The sequence below is a fragment of the Suicoccus acidiformans genome, assembly GCF_003546865.1.
Taxonomy (GTDB): Bacteria; Bacillota; Bacilli; order Lactobacillales; family Aerococcaceae; genus Suicoccus; species Suicoccus acidiformans.
In genome coordinates this window covers 609689-630541 of the sequence record NZ_CP023434.1, presented here as the reverse complement: position 1 = coordinate 630541, position 20853 = coordinate 609689, and the positions used below count along the sequence as shown (strand labels likewise).

Here is a 20853-nt window from a genome sequence, read left to right as displayed (position 1 = left end):
AGTGAATAGGTGTTTGAATGGTGTGGGGCGACTCTACCACGTAAGTGGAAGGCAATTTGACTAGCGTGGTAGGAAGGCACCTCGTTAGTCAAGGATAGTCAGAAATCCCAAAAGATACTGCATCCTGTACCCATTGTGGCTGAAAGCGAAAGTCGTGCTTCTAATAAAGAAACCACGGCAAACAGCCGTGGCATCAACTTTATTCGTAAGTTGTCTAAGCAGATACGCTTCATTTACTCAGTTCTAACACACTCACTAACATTTTCAAGCCAAACTCCATCCCTGCTTCATCCAAGTCAAAGTACGGACTATGGAGGGGTGCTACTTCCTCTACCGCCGATGATTTTCGTACACCAATGAGGGCGAAAGATGTCGGACAAATTTGCTGGTAGGCTGAGAAGTCTTTACCGACCATAGCGGGTGGTTTCATCAGCAAGTTTTCACCCAGCCAAGTTTGGACATGTTGGCGAATTTCTTGGCTGAGGGCTGCATCATTCAGGACCGCTCTAGCTCCTTGTTCGAAAGATACTTGCCAGTGGATATCTTGTAGGCTACAAGCATGTTCAACATATTGCTCAATACGTTCCTGGACCTTTTCTGTGAGACTCCTCTCAAATGTTCGTATCATACCAGACAGCGTTAAACTTTGTCCCATAACGTTCAAGGAATGAGCATCGCCAGACTGGATAAAGCTACAGGTTACCGCAGCCATCTCCTGGGGATGCAGGGCTTGGCTAGGAATTTGATGAATGGATTGAATTAAGTGACTTGCTACACTGAGCAGATTCACCCCTTGATCTGGCCGAGCAGTGTGTCCGCCGGGGCCGTGAAGGTCAATTTGAAAGTAGTCCGTGTTAGTGGTGACGGAACCTATTTTGAGATCGACTTGACCGACAGGTAAATTTGGCGTCACATGTTGGCCATAAATAAAATCCAAACCTGCCAAAAAATCGCTGTCTACCAAAGCTTGTGCCCCACCAGGCGGTAACTCTTCCGCATGTTGAAAGATGCAGTAAATGTCGCCAGATAATGTCGCGATATGATCATCAATCCAACGACAAGCCGCCAGCAGCATGGCGGTGTGAGCATCGTGACCACAAGCATGCATTATACCAGGTATTTGCGAAGCAAAAGGCAAGCCAGTCTGCTCCTCGATGGGCAAGGCGTCCATATCAGCACGTAAACCAATCTTCTTTCCCGGGCGTCCAGTTTTGAAAACAGCGATAATACTTGTCTCTGTCGGGTGCAAGCATGCACTCAAGTGTCGCAGTCTACGCAACTCTTCTTGGACGTAGCGGGCAGTCGCAAATTCTTGAAAGGACAGCTCTGGGTGGGCGTGCAAATACCGGCGGTCTGCTAGCATTTGCGGGATATAGGCTTCCATTATTCAGTTTGGCCAGCTTTGGCGATGCTGTCTGCGAAAATTTGCTCCAAGGTACCGTCTGCTTTGGCGTCTTCGATGACCTTATTAACCACTTCTAAAAGTTCCGTATTGCCTTTACTCATGGCAACAGATGTCCCGAGCAGCTCATTATTGATTTCAATGCCTTCAACGAGACTCACACGGTCACTGTAAGTAGTAAGATATTGCTCCAACGTCAAATCAGACATGAAGATTGCGTCAACTTTTTTGGCAACGAGCCCTTCGATTAAATCACCATTCTTGCCCATGGACACAAGATTTACGTCAGGCATATCTTGCTTGAGATAATGCTCTTGAGTAGACGTCATCAGTGCCCCAACCTTGGCGTTATTAAAGTCTCCCAGCTGGGTAAATGTATCCGCATCTTCCGTTCTCACGGCAAAAATACTCACTGGATCATAATAGGAAACAGAAAAATCCACTTGCTTAGCCCGCTCTTCAGTATTGGACATCCCCGAGATGATTAAGTCAATCTTATTCGTATTCAAAGTTGGAATTAAAGAATCAAAAGCACGGTTATCAATGACCAGCTCAACGCCAATCGCATCCGCAATCAGTTGCGCCAATTCTGCATCAATCCCGACAACTTGATCTTTGCCATCTACCATCTCTACCCATTCAAAGGGTGGATACTCCGCATTCATGCCGACAACTAATTGCCCTTTTTCCTTAATCTCATCCAAAGTAGCAGCTTGAGCTACTTGAGCGTTAAATAAGCCTAATGTAAAGACTACTAGCGTCAATAATTTCATTAATTTCTTCATCATGTCACCTCAAATTTTATTCACCATACCGCTGTGATTCAGCGCTAAAATCAAAAGACGCCTCGCCTCCATAACTATCCATAAAATAGTTATAGAGACGAGACGTCTGCCCCGCGGTACCACTCTAGTTAACTCCCCACAAATGGGTTCATTCACTCCTTTTGGTAACGCTCGGCCAGCGGGCTCAAAAGAGCCAGTCTCATAAGTGCGGTTCAAACTTCTTCCAGCAATGGGCTTCCACTCTACCCCATCTCGCTGCGCTTTTAGAAGTTCTACTCTCTTAATCAACGACGTGTTTTGGTGTTGATATTAATGTATCAGTTTTTGAGAATGCCGTCAAGTGTAAAATGATAAAATAATTAAAAATTAAGTAGATATATGGGTATTCGATAAGTAATAAGTGTTTAATCAATGATCATAGACTGAATGATAGCTTTTGCACGCCGGACATTTACAAAGCACTATAGCCAGAGCGAAATTTCCGCCTCAAGACGGATGTGCCACTCTACCTTAGCCGGTATACTTATGAAGAAAGGGTGATGATATGAATAAAACACAAGATTTATCCATGTTTCAGTTTATAAAAGCTTTATTTAAGCAAGAGACGCCATTCTACATAAAAGGAATCATCGTCCTTGCCTTCATCTACTTCTTCGTGCCTTTAGACTTGTTGCCAAGTGCTGTCGCCGGGCCGTTAGGTCTAGTAGATGACGCTTTAGTAATGGCTATATTAACCAAAGTTGCGAAATCACTTCTGGAAACAAATTTATCTCAGGATCCGGAGACTCTCAAAGACGTCACTCCCGAGGATTATTAATAAGAACCTGTCTCTGAGCCGACCCCCAAAAGTTAGACCAAAAAATCTAACTTTTGGGGGTATTTTTATGACCAAGTATAGTTTAGAAACGAAACTTCAAATTGTTACTGACTACGAAGCTGGAAAGGCGGATTTAGGACTTTAGCGAAAAAATATCAAATCGCTCAGTCAATAGTGAAACGATGGATCCATAATTATCAAGATTTCGGCTTAGAAGGCCTTCAAGTTAAGTCAACAAGACAGTCTTATCCTTTAGAAACCAAGCTATATGCGATAGAATTGTACTTAACTACAGAGTTAAGCTATCGCGAAGTCGGTGTCCAATTAGGGATCAATAATCCAAGCTTAATCGCAAATTGGATGCGAGCCTTTAAGGAAGACGGTATTGGTGGCTTATCTAGACCAATAGGGAGGCCAACTACCATGTCTAATTCACAGAAAAAAATCCACAAAATCCCAAAAAGACGCCTTTACCGAGTGATCCAGATGCCTTAAAGGAAATCATTAAAGAACAAGAAGAACGCATTCAAATGCTAGATATTGAGAATAAATTTTTAAAGGAATTGAGGAGGTTGCGGGAAGCAGACAAGCGGCAACACGACAACAAGAAGTGATGGCCATCCGTAATCTCCATGAGTCTACAGTGTATTCTTTGACGCTGATACTGAAGACTTTAGATTTTCCTAAGGCAACCTATTATTATCAATTAGAGTGTTTGAATAGACCCAATAAAGACGAAGCATTAAAAGAAGAAATTCTTGATATTCGTCAAGCACATGAAAACTACGGTTATCGCCGTGTTCATGCGGAGTTACGTCGTCGTGGTTATACCGTCAATAAGAAAAAAGTTCAACGATTGATGAAAGAAATGAATCTACAAGTGACCTCATTTACTCGAAAATCACGGAAATACAACTCCTATCAAGGTGATATTGGTGAGAAAGCACCTAATCGCTTAAATCGTAGATTTACAAGTTCTATTCCACACCAGAAAATTGTGACAGATACAACGGAGTTCCATTATTATGAAGCTGATGATTCAGGACAGTATCAATTGAAAAAGTTGTATTTAGATCCCTTTATTGACTTGTTTAATCTGGAAGTCATTAGCTATAAAATCTCAAAACAACCTAATAAGGAAAGTATGATGGAAGCCTTCGAAGAAGCCGTTGAAGCTACAAAAGATTGCCAATTTAGACGAACCTTTCATTCGGACCAAGGCTGGGCTTATCAGATGAACGACTATCAACAATTATTGAAAGATCATCAGATTTTCCAGAGTATGTCCCGAAAGGGAAATTGTTTAGATAATGCGCCGATGGAGAACTTCTTCGGCATCATGAAACAAGAAATGTTTTATGGGAAAGTTTATCTGTTTGTTGTAATCTAAAAAGGGACCACCTTCGGGGTAAATTGCTATTCAAAAAGGGACCACTTGCCATGCCTTTCCATCTATAATAAACGTATTATAGATGGAGGTGCCAAGGAGTGATTCGTATCAATAAAGAATTCGAAGTGATTCACCGTTTTAGAAATGGGGAATCCATTAGGAAAATTAGCAGAGACATGGACATTGATAGAAAAACGATTCGAAGAATAAGGGATCGATACCAAGCAGGTATAGATGCTTTGGATGACGCTCAAAATGAGAAAGAAATCGAAGCAGCAACCGAGCAATTAGTCTTAGAAAGAAAATATGATACTTCCAATCGGAAAAAAAGAACCTTTACACCAGAGGTGGAAGCTAGAATGAGCGAATTACTGGAAAAAGAAAGAGAAAAGGATCGAAGGCTAGGACCTCATAAACAAGCACTAACGGCTAAGGCTGTTTATGAAATCCTAGCAGAGGAAGGGTATGCGATTAAATACCGGACAGTCGCTCATTACTGGTCAAAAATGAAAGCGAAAGCTAAAGAGGCTTTTATCAAGCAAAATTATGCATTGGGTGCACGGGTGGAGTTCGATTTTGGAGAGGTCAAATTAGAAATTGAGGGCGTGGTTAAAACCTATTATCTCGCTGTGTGGGCTAGCCCTGCTTCAGATTATTACTGGGCTTACCTCTATACCAACCAGAAAAAAGCTGTCTTTCAGGATGCGCATGTGCGATTTTTTGAAAACCTGGGTGGGGTGTATGCGGAGCTTGTCTATGACAATATGAGAAATGTGGTCACTCGTTTTATTGGGCGTAATGAAAAGGAGCTAAACCCCCAACTCATCCAATTAGCCACTTATTATGGGTTTAATATTAATGTCACCAACTGCTTCAGTGGGAATGAGAAGGGAACAGTAGAGAGTCGTGTAAAGCATGTCAGACAAAACTGTTTCATCAAAAAATATCAATTTCAATCTTTAGATGAAGCTCGCCAGCACTTGGAAGAGTCCTTACGGACTTTGAATCAAGATAGTCGTTTGGAAGAAGAAAAAGGCCACCTTCTTAAATACCGTCCTCCCTTTGAACTGGCAGAACTTTGTCAGCTCAGCGTCACAAAGTATGCCACGATTCATTATCAGAAGAATCAGTATTCTGTCCCTGACTACTTGGTAGGGCAGCGAGTTCAGATCAAGGCTTATGCCGATTATCTCGTGGTTTATGCCAATGAACAAGAAGTGGCCAGGCATAATAAAATAGAGGGTTCCCATGGGTTTCAGCTTGATATCAGTCACTATATCAAAACCCTCAAGAAGAAACCTGGTGCTCTGGAACACTCGCTGGTTCTTCAACAAACCCCCGGCTTGGAAACACTCTATCATAAATATTATAGCGGACACCCTAAAGAATTCATAGAACAACTTGAGAAATACCATAGCCTCAGTGGAGAGGCTTTGTGCCAGCAATTGGCCTATGATCAGTTGGTGCAACGTGTCACAACGGAAAATGAGGGTGTTCCTAAAAATCAGGAGGCGATTCTTCATCAGACAGAAGCAACGCTCCATCAATTAAATGCTCTCTATGGTTTGGAGGAAAGCTTATGTTAACAATCGCAGAAGCCGCTAATGAACTAAAACTTCCCTATCTGAAGGAAAATTACCAACACCTGCTCCTGGAATATACGAGTCGCGGACTGGATTTGGAAGAAGCCCTCACAGAGATATTGACAGAGGAGGTGGAACAACGTCGAAATCGAAGCTATCAAAGAAGGATTCGACAGGCCAAGTTTAGCCAAAAGAAGTACCTGATGGACTTTGACGAGAAAGTGTTTAAGGAAGGTGTTCGCCAACAACTACGCGAATTAAAGACCCTGAATTTTATTCAAGAGAAACAGAACGTCATTCTTATTGGCAACCCTGGAACAGGGAAGACGCATTTTAGCATTGGTCTTGGCATGGAGGCCTGTCTGCAGAATTATCATGTACAGTTCGTAAATGCCCCAAATCTTGTTATTGAATTAAGAGAGGCCGTCACGCAAAGTCAATTTTATCGCTTCAAACAGCGATTAAATAAGGTCGATCTCTTGATTGTCGATGAATTAGGTTATTTATCCTTTGATGAAGCCGGGGCTGAGCTTCTGTTTAATCTTCTTTCTAATCGGATGGGAAAGGGCTCTACAATGATTACGACGAACCTTACCTTTGATCGCTGGCAGGAATGCTTTAAAGACCCGACCTTAACGGGAGCCCTGGTGGATCGTTTAGCCTTTAAGGCGCATGTTGTGGACATGCGAGGGGAGAGTTATCGGATGAAGCAGACCAGTGCCTGGAAGGAGGCGCAAGCCAGCCAAAAGGAGGTATGAAACGCTGAGACACTTTCTTCTTAACTAACTTTTCAAAAATTAGCCTAAGCCGTTACATTGACCCAAAAGGTGGTCCCTTTTTCAACGGCAAGATGGTCCCTTTTTCACTTGACATATACATTATCGTAGCCGTAGGGAACTGGAACAAGCTATCCACGACTATATTCGTTACTACAATGAAGATAGGATTAAAGAGAAATTAGGCTATTTAAGTCCTGTTGAATACAGACAACAACAATTACTTTTAAGTGCCTAAACATGTCGCAAATCACCTAACCTCAATGGTTTCACAAACCATCCAGACTTATCAAGAGCCGCTTCGCTCTTCCTCTTGACAAGCTTGGATGTCTGATGAGATGTTTTGGTTAGGTCAATTAGCAGCTTCTCTGTTCTTGCGAAATCGGTCACCTTGAAGCAACTTAAGTGTTATATCTTTATTGAATCTTTCAGAAACACAAAAAAAGAGCTACCCATTATTGGGGTAACTCTTCATAAAATCTAGTCTAACTTTTTGGGGTCACTACACTATACTCCTAGCAAATTGCTAGGATTTTTTATTATACTAATCCAGAACAGTTGTTCTTGTTCTTGTCCTTGTTTTGAGGTATAATACAGCTAGAAGAAATGGATGGAGTGTGATTGAAAGATGAGAAAAACTTGGCAAGGCATACTTAGCCTACTTATGATACTTTCCATAGCCTTTGTGCCGGTTAATGCCATGGATGTTGAGGCTACAAGCACTGACGCAACAGAGATAACGGATATGTTAGGTCGGGAGTTGACTGTGGTCAATGAGTTAAGACGCATCGTGGTTTTAAATCCCGCCGATGCAGAGATTCTTGTGGCTTTAGGGGCTGATGAGTTAATCGTTGGGCGAGGTGAATACGTGGACTACCCAGCAAATAGGATGGAAAATATTCCTACGGTGGGGTCTGGCGAGAACCTAAATCTGGAAGAAATACTCGCTTTACAGCCGCAACTGGTAGTTGATACAGCTATGTCCTTCTCCCCAGTTGAGATGGAGCGCCTTGAGGAAGCAGGAATTCCTGTCTACGTTACTGACGCCTCAACGATTGCTGAAGTCTATGAAGCCATCCAAGGCTTGGCTAAACTCGTAAATAAAGAAGCCGAAGGGGAGGCCCTCATCGCTGAAATGCAAGCGACTTTTGAAGAATATACCCACTTGGCAAAGGAAGCGACCGAGGAAGAACACACAATATATTATGAAATCTCGCCCCTTGAATTTGGCCTGTGGACAGCTGGACAAGGGACATTCATGGATGAAATTGGCCAAATGCTACAAGTCAACAATATTTTCGCAGAAGTTGAAGGCTGGGCTGAAATCTCCCCTGAGCAAGTCCTAGACTTAAATCCAGATTACATCGTCACGACCAGTATGCCGGCTGATGGTTTTGACCCAATTGATGAGCTTTTAAATCGGACTGGCTGGCAGGATGTTACTGCTATTGACAGGCAACAGGTGTTCCAAGCGAACGCAGACGAATTTACCCGTCCAGGGCCCCGTCTTACGGACGCTATTGAAAGCTTATATCACTTTATTTATGAAGAGTAATGACCTTGACGGTCAAGTTGGCTCAAAGACTTAGATTGATGGAGTGTGTCATGAAACGATTGGCTTTTGTTTGGGGATTTTTACTTACCTTTCTCGTTTTCAGCTTTTGCTTGTATTACGGTAGCGTTGATTTGTCTTTAAATGACGTCTGGCACGGTTTACAGGCTGTCTGGCACCAGGCACCCATCACAAGCACCCCGGCGCAAATCATTTACCATATCCGCTTGCCGCGGGTTCTGGCTGCTAGTCAAGTAGGTATTTCCTTAGCCCTCGCGGGAGCTACCATGCAGGCCTTGTTGCGCAATCCTTTAGCAGACGGATCGACCCTAGGGATTTCCAGCGCAGCTTCTTTAGGGGCAGTTCTCACTATCATTATCGGTTTTCAAAGTAAGAACCTACCTTGGAGAGGCACGGTGATTGGTGCAATTCTATTTGCCCTGCTAGGTTTTATCCTAATTTTTACGCTAGCCTACCGCCGGGATCGCCGGATTAACAATCTGACAGTCATCTTACTTGGACTCATCCTCTCCATGCTTACTTCGAGCATCATGAGTCTCTTCATGGCTTTCTCTCAAGAAAAGCTTGAGCGGATTGTCTTTTGGACCATGGGTTCACTCTCCGGAAGCTCCTATCATGATGTTGCTCTTCTATGCTTTGCCAATCTCGTATTTGGCGGAATAGCTATGAGCAAAAGACGGGAACTCGATGCCTTTGCCTTAGGCGAAGAGCAGGCCTATCATTTGGGAATTGATACAGAACGAACACGTTGGTTGCTTTTCCTCAGCGCTTCAGGTCTAATCGGTTGCGCGGTAGCCGTAAGTGGCAATATTGCCTTTGTCGGGCTCATTGTCCCTCATGCCTGTCGGATAATTATCGGCCCCCGTAATCAGCGTTTATTACCGGTTGTAATCTTTGCTGGAGCGAACTTTCTCATGCTCGTGGATTTACTCGCCCGTACCTTAATCAGTCCCCGGGAATTGCCCATTGGGGTAATTACGTCGATTATTGGTGCGCTCCTATTAGGCTATCTCTTCTTGCAAAGGGGGTCCAGCCATGCTAAAAGCTAATCACGTATCCGTCGTCTACGGTGATACAATGGTCGTCCAAGATGTCTCTTTTCACATAGCAATGGGTGACTGGTTCATGATTCTTGGCCCCAACGGTGCAGGCAAATCCAGTCTTTTGAAAGCCTTAACCGGTGTCATCTCCAGTCAAGGCAAGGTCGAACTTCTTGGCCAGGCAGTCCAGAGTTATCGCCCAGCCGAAAGAGCCCAAGCAATCGGCTTTTTAAGCCAAGTGCAAGCGCCTAGCTATGCTTATCGCGTAGAAGACGTGGTCCAGCTTGGCCGCTACGCCTACCATAATGGCCCCTTTGCCCGACTGAAGCAAGTCGATCAGCAGAAAGTAGCCGAGGCGCTTGCCTTAACAGGCCTCGAAACGATGCGTCAACGTACACTCGATGAACTATCTGGCGGTGAGGTACAACGTGTCTTCTTGGCCCAGGTTTTCGCCCAAGATCCCCAAGTCTTACTGTTGGATGAGCCGACAAATCATTTAGATTTAGCCTATCAAGAAGAGATTCTCTCCCATATTGAACACTGGCTTAACCAAGGAAACCGAGCGGTCATCAGCGTTATGCACGACTTAACCCTTGCTAGAGCCTATGGTAACCGCGGACTGCTACTAGCCAATGGCCGAGTAATCCGTCAAGGCAATTTAAGCAACGTATTATCTAGCGCTAACTTAGAAGCAGCCTACGGCTTCGATGTCCAAAGTCTGATGCAAGGCCGGATGAAGCTTTGGGATGTATAAATAATTCGGACGCTCCAATCTAAACTTCTCCATAACGATACACCTCAATGAATGTAATGATTACTGAACGTTGATACGACTGTATTTTTCGGGAGAATTTATTTTCAGCATACCTTGTATTATTATACAATGCAGGTCAGTGTTATAAATAATGCACAACAAATAATCTGCGGAATCATACGCCAGATTTTCCCGCATGAACAGGAGAATCTGGCGTATATTAAAGCCTTGGAGCGTAGCTGATGAGACTGCTCTTGCTTTAGCAACTTAGGCTTTGAATAGTCTGGTCCTTGCAGGGAAATCTTCCGATTTACGGAGTAAATTATTTTTTTATTGCTTGCCTTGTATAAAACAGGAGGGAATTTACATTCCAAATCGAATGAAATTTTGCGCACAAAAACACCTATCCATCGCTTTAATAAGGGGGGTAATAGGTGTTTTAGTATATTATTAGAAATTATCCCGCTGATCCCGCAAAGCTTTAAACGCCTCCACGGTATTCGCCTGCAAAAAGAGGTTAATCTCTTTTTCTAAACCAATGGTAGAAGGCAGACTTGGCTTCCCTTGGGCGAGTTTAGCTTCTACATCTTTCAATACTTCTTTCAGTTTCGCATTATTCGGTTCAACACTCAGGGCAAAGTTCAAGTTAGTTCTAGTGTATTCGTGACCAGCGTACACTTCGCTCGCATCCGGTAAGGCTTTAAGGCGCTTTAGCGTCTCATACTGAGCTGAGTAATCACCGGTAAATACACGTCCGCACCCTGCCATAAATAAGGCGTCGCCACAAAATAATTTCCCATCCACTAAATAAGCAATATGCCCCTTGGTATGGCCAGGTACCGGGATAACTTGGAAAGTCTTGCCTAGACGCTCGAAAGTATCCTCAGCTTGAATTATCGTTGTCGCAAAAGCTTTCGTCTCTGCTGGTCCGATGACTTCTGTATTAGGATAGGTCTCTAAGAGCCCAGGTACCCCGTCGACATGGTCATAATGCTCATGCGTCAAAAGGATACCGGCTAATGGCTGGTCCGAGGTTCTTAAATAGTCTAGAGCTGGATCAGCTTGACCAGGGTCGATGAGAAAGACCGAGCCATCCACTTCATAGGCCCAGATATAATTATCCTCAAAGGCTTTAATTGCTGTAACAGTCACACTACCACTCCTATTCTTATAATCATTTGCCGAACTTCGCTAAACTTATCATACGCACTTTTAGCAAAGTCTGCAAATCATATCGCACAATAGGTGTAAGGAAAAGCTTTTCCCTTTCATAGGACTTCTCCTTGGCTAATAATGTCTCCAGCATCTTTAAGCTTTCAGCCGCTCCACTGCTGCAATCACTTTCTTCGTGAAGTCTGTTGTTGAAAGCGTCCCTCCTAAGTCCGCTGTGAAATGCTCTTCATCGGAGAGCACCTCATCTAAAGCTTGGCGAATCAGCTTAGCCGCCTCTGCTTCACCTAAGTAATCCAGCATCATGCAAGCAGATAGAGTAAGTGCCGTTGGATTGGCCTTGTTCATACCGGCAATATCCGGAGCTGTGCCATGGACCGCTTCGAATATTGCCATGTCTTCACCGATATTAGCTCCAGGAACCAAACCTAAACCACCAATTAAACCCGCCATTAAATCTGAAAGTATATCTCCGTACAAATTCTCCGTAACAATCACTTCGAATTGCTTAGGATTCATCACTAGTTGCATAGCCATATTATCGACCAGCACTTCTTGCAACTGAATATCAGGATAATCGGCAGCAACTTCCCGTCCAATGTCCAGGAAAAGGCCATCCGTTAATTTCATAATATTCGCTTTCGTCACTACTGCTACTTTTCGGCGGCCAGTTTGCTGAGCATAGGCGAAGGCTTTACGAATAATACGCTCAGAACTTTCACGGGTAATAATTTTGATGGAATGCATTTCATGTTCAGAAATTTGCTCCTCCACTCCGGCATACAAATCTTCCGTATTCTCGCGGAATAAAACCAAATCCAAATCGCCGAAAATAGCCGGTGTTTTACCGTAGCGATAAATTGGACGAATATTACTATATAAATCATAACGCTTGCGCAAGGCAACATTGGCAGAACGGAAGCCCTTACCAATCGGCGTCGTCATCGGCCCTTTAATAGCCACTTTATTTGCTTCTAAACTTTCAAAGACACTCTCAGGCAATAATTCACCCGTCTCCTCATAAACCTTCAAGCCAGCATACACATAGTCCCACTCTAGCTTTACCCCACTTACCTCAACAATTTCAGTCATCGCCTGGGTGATTTCTGGCCCAATGCCATCTCCAGGAATTACGGTTACTCGTGTCATCTTAGATTCCTCCGACTTTCATACAATTTTGTATATCTTTTAGAACAATTATTCAGAAATCCCTAGACAAAACAAATTGTTCTGGATATAATACATTAACAACAGATGAACTTTTCTCATATTGCACTTATTTTAGTTCATTCTGTTTGTTTTTACAAGCACTTATTTAACTTATTTAAGGAGGGTCACCATGCTTACAAGGGGACACAGGATGGGTACTGCCCGAGAGCTGGATCGATACACCCAGTTAGCTACCAAAGCCAGCAAAATCTCACCGAAAGAATACGTTCGCAACGATGTTAAGCGCGGTTTGCGAAATGCTAATGGAACCGGCGTGAATGTTGGCGTCACACGTATTTCTAGCGTTATCGGCTATGAAACGAAGGGCGACCAGGTCATTCCCACGGATGGACGCATGTTCTACCGAGGAATTGATTTGTACAATATTATTCAAGGTCTAGAAGCAGATCAGCGCTTAGGCTACGAAGAAGTTGTATATCTCTTACTTTTCAACGAACTGCCTAATGTATCTGATTTGACGCAATTTGAGGCTTATTTAAATGCAGGCAGGCATCTGCCGGAGCAATTTAAGGAAAGTGTTATTTTGAGTCAGCCGTCCAACCATATTATGAATTATTTACAGCGGATGATTCTCGCCCTGTATTCTTATGACAGTGAACCTGATAATACCAGCTTAAAAGCACTCTTAGACAAAGGCCTACATATCCTCGCCAAAATGCCAACCATGATTGCCTATGGGTATATGGCCCAAGAGCATTATTTCAAGCAACAATCCCTTGTTTTGCATGCACCGATTTTTGCGAGTTCAGCGGAGAATATTCTGCATATGATTCGCCCGAACTGTGATTATACTGCAGAAGAAGTACGAATTCTGGACTTATTGCTGATTGTGCATGCTGAACATGGGGGTGGGAATAACTCGGCTTTCACGACAAATGTTATCTCCTCATCGGGGACAGATATTTATTCTACTTTGACAGCTGCCGTCGGCTCCTTAAAAGGAATCAAGCACGGGGGAGCCAACTTGAAGGCGATGGAGATGATTAACGACATCATCGACCAAGTAAGTGACCCCCATAATCCAGCTGACATCGAGGCTTACTTAAGACGAGTTCTTGACGGGAAAGCTTATGATAAATCAGGCGTTATTTACGGGATGGGCCACGCAGTCTATACAAAATCTGACCCAAGAGCCCAGTTACTCAAGTCCGCTTTAGAAACGATGAGCCAAGACAAGCCTGTATGGCGAGAACGTTTAGAAATCGCCAGCCTAATTGAAGAGACCACTAAGCGCCTCATGAAGGAGAAGAAAGGCGACGATTTCGAAATTTGTGCCAATGTCGACTTGTATTCGGGGATTGTTTACCAACTATTGAATATTCCGCCTGCCTTATATACACCTATTTTCGCCACGGCGCGGATGGCTGGCTGGCTCGCCCATATTCTGGAGCAGACATCTGATGGGAAGATCATGCGTCCTGCTTATATTACCCTTCAAGAAGAGCACACCTATATCCCAATGGCTGACCGCAAGAGAGGAGTTTAACTATGACCTTTAACAAAAAAACTTACGCCAAAACCCTGACCAGTTCCGGCATAGATTACCGTTACTACGATATTCAGGCCCTGGGTGCGGATAAACATGTTGACATCAAGCGCTTACCCTATTCGATTCGTATCTTGCTGGAATCTGCCCTCCGGCAATTTGATAATGACCGCGTAAAGGAAAAGCATCTGGATGATTTACTCAACTTTCAAACTACCCAGAACCAGGCGGAGTATCCTTTTAAACCACAAAGAGTTATTTTGCAAGACTTCACTGGTGTGCCGGCGATTGTCGACTTGGCTTCGATGCGGGAGGCGATGGCGCAGTTTGACTTAAATCCCGACGCTATTAACCCGGATATTCCCGTGGATTTAGTCATCGACCACTCGGTCCAAGTCGATTTCTTCGGAGATGACGCTGCTATGATGAAGAATCAGGCGAAGGAATTTGAGCGCAATGATGAGCGCTATAAGTTTATCAAATGGGCCCAAACGGCTTTTGATAATTTCAAAGTTGTCCCGAATAACACCGGGATTGTTCACCAGGTAAATATCGAATACTTGGCCGACGTCGTGAATGTCACGGAAGATGACGCCGGTGAGCGACTCGCCGCACCTGACTCGGTCTTTGGAACAGATTCACATACCCCGATGGTCAATGCCCTGGGCGTACTCGGTTGGGGGGTCGGGGGTATTGAGGCTGAAGCGGCCATGCTCGGCCAATTCTCCTATAACCCGATTCCTGAAGTCGTTGGTGTCGAGTTAACCGGTCAATTAGCACCGGAAGTGAATGCGACAGACTTAGTTCTAGCAATTACGGAATTGTTACGCCAACATAATGTGGTAGGTAAGTTCGTAGAATATTTTGGCGATGGGCTTGAGCATTTGAGCCTAGCCGACCGGGCGACTATTTCAAATATGGCCCCGGAATACGGCGCAACTGTAGGTTACTTCCCAATCGATACCGAAACTTTGGCTTACTTAAAGCTAACCAACCGTTCCAATGAGCAAATAGCTCTGGTAGAAACTTATGCCAAGACCAACCACCTATGGAAGGAAGACACCAGTAACATTGTTTACAGTCTGCGCTTATCCTTGGATTTAGCCAACGTGCAAACTTCAATCGCTGGTCCGAAGCGCCCGCAAGACCGGATTTACCTCAAAGATGCCCAGAAAGCCTTCCAAACAAGCCTGACCCATGAAGCAGGCAACCACGGCTTTGGCTTAGATCCGCTGGCAGCGGAGAAAGTCGTCCAGGCTAACTACCAAGGCGAAGCGATCGAACTACGCCACGGCGCCCTTTTCATCGCAGCCATTACGTCCTGTACCAATACATCCAATCCTTCAGTTATGATGGCAGCCGGACTTTTGGCCAAGAATGCTGTAGAACGAGGTCTCACCGTGCCTAACTATGTCAAGACATCACTGGCTCCCGGCTCTAAAACCGTCACCGACTACTACCAAAATGCCGGGCTTCTGCCTTACTTAGCTGAACTCGGCTTCAACGTCGTAGGCTATGGCTGCACGACGTGTATCGGCAACTCCGGTCCTTTAGACCCTGAACTATCCCAGTTAATTCAAGACAACCAGCTCATCTCGGCTGCCGTTCTATCGGGCAACCGCAACTTTGAAGGGCGAATCAACCCTGATATTCAAGCTAACTTCCTGGCATCCCCGCCTCTGGTCATTGCCTTTGCTCTGGCTGGACGTATCGATATCGACTTAACGGAGGAGCCTCTGGGAACCGACGCCGAAGGCAAGCCCGTATATTTGAGTGATATTTGGCCAAGTGACGATGAAATTCAAGACTACGTTCAACGTTATGTCACCCGGAAAATCTATGCAGATAATTATCTCACCCTCTACGAGGATAATGCTCAGTGGCAGGAACTGGAAACCAACGATGATCCGGTCTACCAATGGGATCCAGCCTCCACCTACATTCAAAACCCACCTTATTTCGACGGGATGGAGCAGACAACGCAGGCTATTGAATCTTTAGAAGGCCTTCACGTTCTGGCGAAATTTGGTGACTCCGTAACAACGGACCATATTTCGCCAGCTGGGGCTATTGCTAAACACTCACCCGCCGGTAGTTATTTAACCGAACATGGGGTTGATTTCTTCGACTTTAACTCCTACGGTTCGCGGCGGGGCAACCATGAAGTAATGATGCGGGGTACCTTAGCCAATATCCTCATTAGCAACCAACTCGCCCAAGGCAAGATAGGTGGCTACACAACCCACTGGCCAAGTGGCAACGTATTGAGCATGTACGACGCATCCATGCGCTACAAGGCAGCTGGCATCGGCACCGTTATTCTGGCTGGCAAGGACTATGGCATGGGCTCCTCGCGCGACTGGGCTGCCAAAGGTGTGAATTTACTCAATGTCAAAGCGGTCATTGCTAAATCCTTCGAACGCATCCACCGGGCCAACCTGGTTATGATGGGCATACTACCCTTGCAATTTATGGATGGCCAAGATGCTGACAGTCTCGGCTTGACCGGCCAAGAAATCTTTGATATTCCTGTCAGTGATAGCTTAGGCATTCACGACGTCATCAAAGTTACTGCAAGCCATCCCCAAACGGGCGCTGTAACGGTATTTTCAGCCCTCGCGCGGATAGACTCCAGCGCAGACATCGCCTACTACAAACACGGAGGTATTCTGCCATACGTAATTCGAGACAAGGCTGTGGGGTAAGCCAAGCAAGCGACTCACTCGGCGTTCTTAGAAAGGAGCGCCCGTTTTTTTGCTGAATTGGGTGAGGAAATGTGTTATGGCCGTTTCCAGATTCATGCAAATAACCCTGAACTCTCAGGGAGTACTATCATTGACTAAACCACGTAACATAGGCAGAAATATCCTATGCATCATTCTCTTTCCAGCAAGTTTCTGTCAAAGGAAAAGCCCCCAGAACAGCTTTCACAGCTAATTCTGAGGGCTTTTCAGCATTAAATGCTTAATGATTAGATTAGTGTTCGTTCGGATCGTTTTTCGCATCTTCATGCGTTGGGTGAACTGTACCTGGTAAGTGGTCTGGACCTGCATAAATTGTATACAAGCGCAATGGTCCTTCACCAGTATTCGTAACATTATGCCACGTGTCGGCTGGTACGAAGATGCCTGAATCGTCAGTAACTTCTACTTCGACGTTCAAGTTGTCTTCTGTAGGACCCATTTGGCAAAGGCCCTTACCTTCTTCAATCCGCAAGAATTGGTCAATGCCTTCGTGCACTTCCAAGCCAATATCGTCGCCTGGTTGAATCGTCATGACCGTTAATTGTAATTGCTCACCCGTCCACAATGTTGTCCGGTAATTATCGTTTTCAAGCGTCGCTTTCTCAATGTCAATCACATAAGGTTCCTTGCCATGATCTTTGTAGTCGATTTCCATCATTGCGCATTCCTCCTTTAATATTTAAGACAATATTTCACTAAGTGCAGTATACCGTCTTTCTATCGAAAGGTCAATTAGGATGCTTCTAATAAAAACTACAGCAAACCAACCCACTGCCAATAGCTTCCTGCCAGCACGCCGATAATTGCTAAGGCAATCAGAGTGAGAGGGAGTCCTATTTTGAGAAGATCACGGGCAGTGAAGCCACCTGTGGCAAAGGCGAGCATATTCTGTGGGGTATTGACAGGCAGAATAAAGCCAAAGCTTACCACAAAGGCTTGGATAATGATGATGCCGATAGCAGTCGTGGCGGAAATAGGCATCAGCTCCACCACGCCTATGACAATCGGAATGAAGACCGAAGCCAAGCTGGTGGCACTAGCAAAGCCGAGGTGAATCAAGACGCTGACTACACTCAAGAGTAGCGTCACGACAAGTGGCGACAGCGACTCTACCCCCATAGCGCCAAGGGTCTGCTCAGATAGCCAACTAGCTGCGCCCGTGTTCAACAGAATTGTCCCCAAGGAGATACCGATAGCGAAAGTAAGTAGCGTTCCCCATGATGTGCCGGTTTCTACCGCCTGCCAGTCCATAATACCAATTTTCGGCAGGAGCATGAGCATGAAGATAAACAAAGTTACCGTCGTTGAATCAATGGGATGAATGAGTTTCTCCGTTGCCCATAGCCCTAATAAAGCTAAAGAATAGACGATTAATTTCTTCTCCCGAACCGTCACAGGGCCTAAGGCTTCCAACTCACTGCGCATTAAAGCTGGATCTGAACGGTACTCACTTGCATCCACTGGCAGAAGTAGTGGTGCGATAAAATATAAAGCCACACTCACCAAAAGCGCCAAAGGCCCACCATAAATCAGCCACTGGAGCCAAGAAATTTCTACCCCGTAGCTGGCACTAATAAAGGACAGGGCCACTTGATTCTGGGCGGCTGACGTCTTAATGCCAAAACACCAAATAGAAATCGACAGCACTGTCACAATCAACAGCAAAGCTTCCAACTTACTGCCCTTCTTCGGTTGCAAGGCAGCAATCATACCTGTTACGACCGGAATCAAAGCCCCGGAACGAGCCGTCGCCGATGGGACAAAAAGAGCCATGGCTGCACTGACTAGAATTAAACCTAAGACAAGATCACGTGGCTTCGTCCCTATCCGGTCCAAGATCATAAAGGCTAAGCGTTTATGAAGACCCGTTTCTTCCATAGCAACTGCGATAAAAAGCCCACCTGCTACAAGAGCCAACGATGGGGTCGCCAGGCCGGCTAGAAATTCGCGCAAGGCTTGTTTCGTCCCATACAGTCCATCCGACGTGGGTGACAGTCCCATGGCGACAGCACCAATCCCAACGATCATAATCGAACTGACGATATAAGGAACGGCCTCACTGACCCAAAGGGTCACCGCCATAACCATTACCGCCAAGGCAACTTGCCCTTGAGGTGTCAAAGCAGCCGGAAGTGGCAAGGCAACAATGACAGCAAAGACAAGCAAGGCCACTAAGACCCACATATGTTTCTTCGATAGCTTCATAGATTCATCTCACTTTCTCCACTCACCCTAGCACAACATGAGTTATTTGACATCATTATTTAATTATTTTCTTCAAAAGTCAAGGGCTTGACAAGCTCCGACAGGCTTGTTATGATATACAAATAGTAATTGTTACGATTTAACCAAGGAGGAACTTATGGCAAAGAAAGCAAAAATCGCAAAATACAAACGACAACAAGCGCTGATAGCCCAGTACGAGACTAAACGACGCGAACTAAAAGCGGCTGGTGACTACCAAGCACTCGCCAAACTACCGAAAGATTCCAATCCCAACCGCTTAAGAAACCGCGACCGTATTGACGGTCGTCCACGTGGCTACATGCGCAAATTCGGCCTATCCCGCGTCAAATTCCGTGAACTGGCCCACCAAGGCTTAATCCCTGGCGTCAAGAAAGCTAGTTGGTAAGGAGGAATTCCATGCAAAAGATGAGTTTAGCAGCAGCCTACCGGTATTTAAATAGTCCCAACATCAAAACTCGTAAACGAGCCCGGAAGGTAATTCGGGAAAGTAAAAGAGGCAAGTAAATATAAAAACTCGAGCTTTCGTGCTCGAGTTTTCTTTTTTTATTTAATTGTCAGCTGCAAGGCTTCCAGATTAGCGCGCATGGCGTCTAAGTAAGACAGTTGCCCTTCTTGCGGTGCAACTTCCAAGTCGTAGAGCTGAGCAATATCGGTATTGGTCTCTGCGGCAATCGTTTGCGCAATCGACGTATTCCCACCTTCTTGGTAGTAAATGACGGATATATCAAGATCTTTAATAAGGGACGTAATTTCTCCAATACGGGCTGGGCTAGGCTCTACTTCAGTGGACAGGCCACCTACGGAGATTTGCTCTAAGTTGTAGCGTTCAGCTAAGTGACCGAAAGCTTCGTGTTGAACAACAAAAGTGCGTTGCTGTGCACCTTCAAAAGCTTGGCGATATTCGCTGTCGAGCTGATCGAGTTCCTTTTTGAAAGTGGAGGCGTTATGTGCAAAGGTCTCTGCGCCTTCAGGGTCGGCCTCGCTGAGTCCGGCTTGGATGCGGTCGATTTGGTCTTGGACAGCAACTGGGTCCAGCCAAGTATGCGGGTCAAGTTCGCCGTGGTTATCCACATGAATGTCAACTGGGGTACTCGTTGCTAGAACATGGCCGTCCCCATCTAGTGCCTGCACTTGGTACTGGATACTACCTTCGCCAGCTTCTTTTTCAAGCAAAGGTTCTGTCTGGCCTTCGAGATTTTGCCAGTCTTCGCTATCATTCGCACGACTTTGCCACTGCCAAGCAGCTACATCGGCCAGTGCCGTCTCCGCTTGCAAGGTAACGACGTCACCCGTGTGATAGTGATCGGCGACACCTTTGACAGTGATGTCTCCATTCGCTGCCTCAGAGTGGTCATGAGCGTCTTCGCTAGTTTCGTGCTCGTGGTTATGAGCATCTTCGCCTTCTGCCTCATGTTCGTGTTCATGGGCGTGGTCATGCTCATGGTCATGGTCATGACCTTCTGCCGGTTCACCGTGGCCATCATCGGCGTGATCATGGCCGGCTAAGGCATTATCAGAGGCTTTAATGACGACTAAGTCAGGATTGTCTACGCTACCTAAGAGGCTTTGCGCCCAGTATTCCATTTCGTCGCTGCTGTAGACGAAGACATCCGCAGATGATACGGCCGCAATATCTCCAGCACTTGGTTCATAACCGTGCGGGGCTGAGCCACCTTTGACGAGCATGTCTACTTCAACACGATCCCCACCAACGGCTTTGGTAAATTCATACATTGGGTAGAAGGACGTGACAACTTTAAGGGGTTCTTGTGCTGAGACGGCTTGGAGCGGGCTCAGGGCACCTAAGGTTAGCGCGGTTAGAAGTATTTTTTGGATGAAGGGTTTCATATTAGTTC

General features: G+C 45.3%; 18 protein-coding genes and 2 pseudogenes. 13 read left to right on the top strand and 7 right to left on the bottom strand.

Annotated features, from left to right (window positions below; all coding sequences use genetic code 11):
* Window positions 1-229: 229 nt before the first annotated feature.
* Together CL176_RS03040 and CL176_RS03035 are read right to left on the bottom strand one after the other, a co-directional pair.
* Window positions 230-1384: a M20 metallopeptidase family protein gene (locus CL176_RS03040; RefSeq protein WP_118990001.1), complete on the bottom strand. Its 1155-nt coding sequence runs from the start codon at window positions 1382-1384 to the stop codon at window positions 230-232.
* Window positions 1384-2187, bottom strand: a complete 804-nt coding sequence (locus CL176_RS03035; RefSeq protein ID WP_162890802.1) for a transporter substrate-binding domain-containing protein — start codon at window positions 2185-2187, stop codon at window positions 1384-1386. The genes CL176_RS03040 and CL176_RS03035 overlap by 1 nt, the downstream gene beginning before the upstream one ends.
* Window positions 2188-2731: 544 nt before the next feature.
* On the opposite strand from CL176_RS03035, the gene CL176_RS03030 reads away from it, so the two are divergent.
* The 9 genes and pseudogenes from CL176_RS03030 (at window position 2732) to CL176_RS02990 (ending at window position 10120) form a co-directional block, all read left to right on the top strand.
* Entirely contained in the window at window positions 2732-3004 is a 273-nt protein-coding gene (locus CL176_RS03030) for a YkvA family protein (RefSeq protein ID WP_205528132.1), read from the top strand.
* Between the two features lie 174 nt (window positions 3005-3178).
* On the top strand, window positions 3179-3499 hold the full coding sequence (locus tag CL176_RS03025; RefSeq protein ID WP_162890801.1) for a helix-turn-helix domain-containing protein: 321 nt from the start codon (window positions 3179-3181) through the stop codon (window positions 3497-3499).
* A gap of 55 nt (window positions 3500-3554) precedes the next feature.
* Window positions 3555-4376: pseudogene (locus tag CL176_RS03020) on the top strand (IS3 family transposase); the annotation flags it as partial.
* A gap of 116 nt (window positions 4377-4492) precedes the next feature.
* Window positions 4493-5980 carry an IS21 family transposase gene (istA, locus tag CL176_RS03015; RefSeq protein ID WP_118989997.1) on the top strand — a complete coding sequence of 496 codons (1488 nt, stop codon included), beginning with the start codon at window positions 4493-4495 and terminating at the stop codon, window positions 5978-5980.
* Entirely contained in the window at window positions 5974-6735 is a 762-nt protein-coding gene (istB, locus tag CL176_RS03010) for an IS21-like element helper ATPase IstB (RefSeq protein WP_118989628.1), read from the top strand. The genes istA and istB overlap by 7 nt, the downstream gene beginning before the upstream one ends.
* A gap of 121 nt (window positions 6736-6856) precedes the next feature.
* Window positions 6857-6991 (top strand): annotated as a pseudogene (locus tag CL176_RS03005) (IS3 family transposase); the annotation flags it as partial.
* A gap of 390 nt (window positions 6992-7381) precedes the next feature.
* Window positions 7382-8308 carry an ABC transporter substrate-binding protein gene (locus CL176_RS03000; protein ID WP_118989996.1) on the top strand — a complete coding sequence of 309 codons (927 nt, stop codon included), beginning with the start codon at window positions 7382-7384 and terminating at the stop codon, window positions 8306-8308.
* 50 nt (window positions 8309-8358) lie between these two features.
* Window positions 8359-9375, top strand: coding sequence for a FecCD family ABC transporter permease (locus CL176_RS02995; protein WP_162890800.1), 1017 nt, complete (start codon window positions 8359-8361; stop codon window positions 9373-9375).
* Window positions 9362-10120, top strand: a complete 759-nt coding sequence (locus CL176_RS02990) for an ABC transporter ATP-binding protein (protein WP_118989994.1) — start codon at window positions 9362-9364, stop codon at window positions 10118-10120. Before CL176_RS02995 ends, CL176_RS02990 begins: the two co-directional genes overlap by 14 nt.
* A gap of 450 nt (window positions 10121-10570) precedes the next feature.
* On the opposite strand, the gene gloB is transcribed toward CL176_RS02990, so the two are convergent.
* Both gloB and CL176_RS02980 read right to left on the bottom strand, forming a co-directional pair.
* On the bottom strand, window positions 10571-11272 hold the full coding sequence (gloB, locus tag CL176_RS02985) for a hydroxyacylglutathione hydrolase (protein WP_118989993.1): 702 nt from the start codon (window positions 11270-11272) through the stop codon (window positions 10571-10573).
* Between the two features lie 156 nt (window positions 11273-11428).
* Window positions 11429-12439 carry an isocitrate/isopropylmalate dehydrogenase family protein gene (locus tag CL176_RS02980; RefSeq protein WP_118989992.1) on the bottom strand — a complete coding sequence of 337 codons (1011 nt, stop codon included), beginning with the start codon at window positions 12437-12439 and terminating at the stop codon, window positions 11429-11431.
* Between the two features lie 190 nt (window positions 12440-12629).
* Between CL176_RS02980 and CL176_RS02975 the strand changes: the two genes are divergently transcribed.
* Both CL176_RS02975 and acnA read left to right on the top strand, forming a co-directional pair.
* A complete protein-coding gene (locus CL176_RS02975) occupies window positions 12630-14006 on the top strand; it encodes a citrate synthase (protein ID WP_205528131.1) in 1377 nt (458 codons plus the stop codon).
* A 2-nt stretch (window positions 14007-14008) separates the two neighbouring features.
* Window positions 14009-16711: an aconitate hydratase AcnA gene (gene acnA / locus CL176_RS02970; protein ID WP_118989990.1), complete on the top strand. Its 2703-nt coding sequence runs from the start codon at window positions 14009-14011 to the stop codon at window positions 16709-16711.
* Window positions 16712-16982: 271 nt separating this feature from the next.
* Here acnA and CL176_RS02965 read toward each other — a convergent pair whose 3' ends face one another.
* Together CL176_RS02965 and CL176_RS02960 are read right to left on the bottom strand one after the other, a co-directional pair.
* On the bottom strand, window positions 16983-17405 hold the full coding sequence (locus tag CL176_RS02965; RefSeq protein ID WP_118991552.1) for a cupin domain-containing protein: 423 nt from the start codon (window positions 17403-17405) through the stop codon (window positions 16983-16985).
* Window positions 17406-17503: 98 nt separating this feature from the next.
* Complete coding sequence (locus tag CL176_RS02960; RefSeq protein WP_118989989.1) at window positions 17504-18955, bottom strand: SLC13 family permease; 1452 nt, start codon at window positions 18953-18955, stop codon at window positions 17504-17506.
* Between the two features lie 157 nt (window positions 18956-19112).
* On the opposite strand from CL176_RS02960, the gene rpsN reads away from it, so the two are divergent.
* The gene (rpsN, locus tag CL176_RS02955) at window positions 19113-19382 is read left to right on the top strand and encodes a 30S ribosomal protein S14 (RefSeq protein ID WP_118989988.1); all 270 of its coding nucleotides are present in this window, start codon (window positions 19113-19115) and stop codon (window positions 19380-19382) included.
* 11 nt (window positions 19383-19393) lie between these two features.
* Window positions 19394-19501: a putative metal homeostasis protein gene (locus CL176_RS12195; protein ID WP_162890799.1), complete on the top strand. Its 108-nt coding sequence runs from the start codon at window positions 19394-19396 to the stop codon at window positions 19499-19501.
* Between the two features lie 39 nt (window positions 19502-19540).
* Here the strand turns inward: CL176_RS12195 and CL176_RS02950 are convergent, their stop codons facing one another.
* Window positions 19541-20845, bottom strand: coding sequence for a metal ABC transporter solute-binding protein, Zn/Mn family (locus CL176_RS02950; RefSeq protein ID WP_118989987.1), 1305 nt, complete (start codon window positions 20843-20845; stop codon window positions 19541-19543).
* Window positions 20846-20853: the final 8 nt, after the last annotated feature.

What these genes read in the sequence shown, in the direction of transcription:
- istB (WP_118989628.1), top strand. Translation starts at nt 5,974, where the DNA reads ATGTTAACAATCGCAGAAGCCGCTAATGAACTAAAACTTCCCTATCTG.
- CL176_RS03040 (WP_118990001.1), bottom strand. Translation starts at nt 1,384, where the DNA reads ATGGAAGCCTATATCCCGCAAATGCTAGCAGACCGCCGGTATTTGCAC.
- CL176_RS02975 (WP_205528131.1), top strand. Translation starts at nt 12,630, where the DNA reads ATGCTTACAAGGGGACACAGGATGGGTACTGCCCGAGAGCTGGATCGA.
- acnA (WP_118989990.1), top strand. Translation starts at nt 14,009, where the DNA reads ATGACCTTTAACAAAAAAACTTACGCCAAAACCCTGACCAGTTCCGGC.
- CL176_RS03000 (WP_118989996.1), top strand. Translation starts at nt 7,382, where the DNA reads ATGAGAAAAACTTGGCAAGGCATACTTAGCCTACTTATGATACTTTCC.
- CL176_RS02960 (WP_118989989.1), bottom strand. Translation starts at nt 18,955, where the DNA reads ATGAAGCTATCGAAGAAACATATGTGGGTCTTAGTGGCCTTGCTTGTC.
- CL176_RS02995 (WP_162890800.1), top strand. Translation starts at nt 8,359, where the DNA reads ATGAAACGATTGGCTTTTGTTTGGGGATTTTTACTTACCTTTCTCGTT.
- CL176_RS02965 (WP_118991552.1), bottom strand. Translation starts at nt 17,405, where the DNA reads ATGGAAATCGACTACAAAGATCATGGCAAGGAACCTTATGTGATTGAC.
- CL176_RS02990 (WP_118989994.1), top strand. Translation starts at nt 9,362, where the DNA reads ATGCTAAAAGCTAATCACGTATCCGTCGTCTACGGTGATACAATGGTC.
- rpsN (WP_118989988.1), top strand. Translation starts at nt 19,113, where the DNA reads ATGGCAAAGAAAGCAAAAATCGCAAAATACAAACGACAACAAGCGCTG.
- CL176_RS02950 (WP_118989987.1), bottom strand. Translation starts at nt 20,845, where the DNA reads ATGAAACCCTTCATCCAAAAAATACTTCTAACCGCGCTAACCTTAGGT.
- CL176_RS03035 (WP_162890802.1), bottom strand. Translation starts at nt 2,187, where the DNA reads ATGAAGAAATTAATGAAATTATTGACGCTAGTAGTCTTTACATTAGGC.
- CL176_RS02980 (WP_118989992.1), bottom strand. Translation starts at nt 12,439, where the DNA reads ATGACACGAGTAACCGTAATTCCTGGAGATGGCATTGGGCCAGAAATC.
- CL176_RS12195 (WP_162890799.1), top strand. Translation starts at nt 19,394, where the DNA reads ATGCAAAAGATGAGTTTAGCAGCAGCCTACCGGTATTTAAATAGTCCC.
- CL176_RS03030 (WP_205528132.1), top strand. Translation starts at nt 2,732, where the DNA reads ATGAATAAAACACAAGATTTATCCATGTTTCAGTTTATAAAAGCTTTA.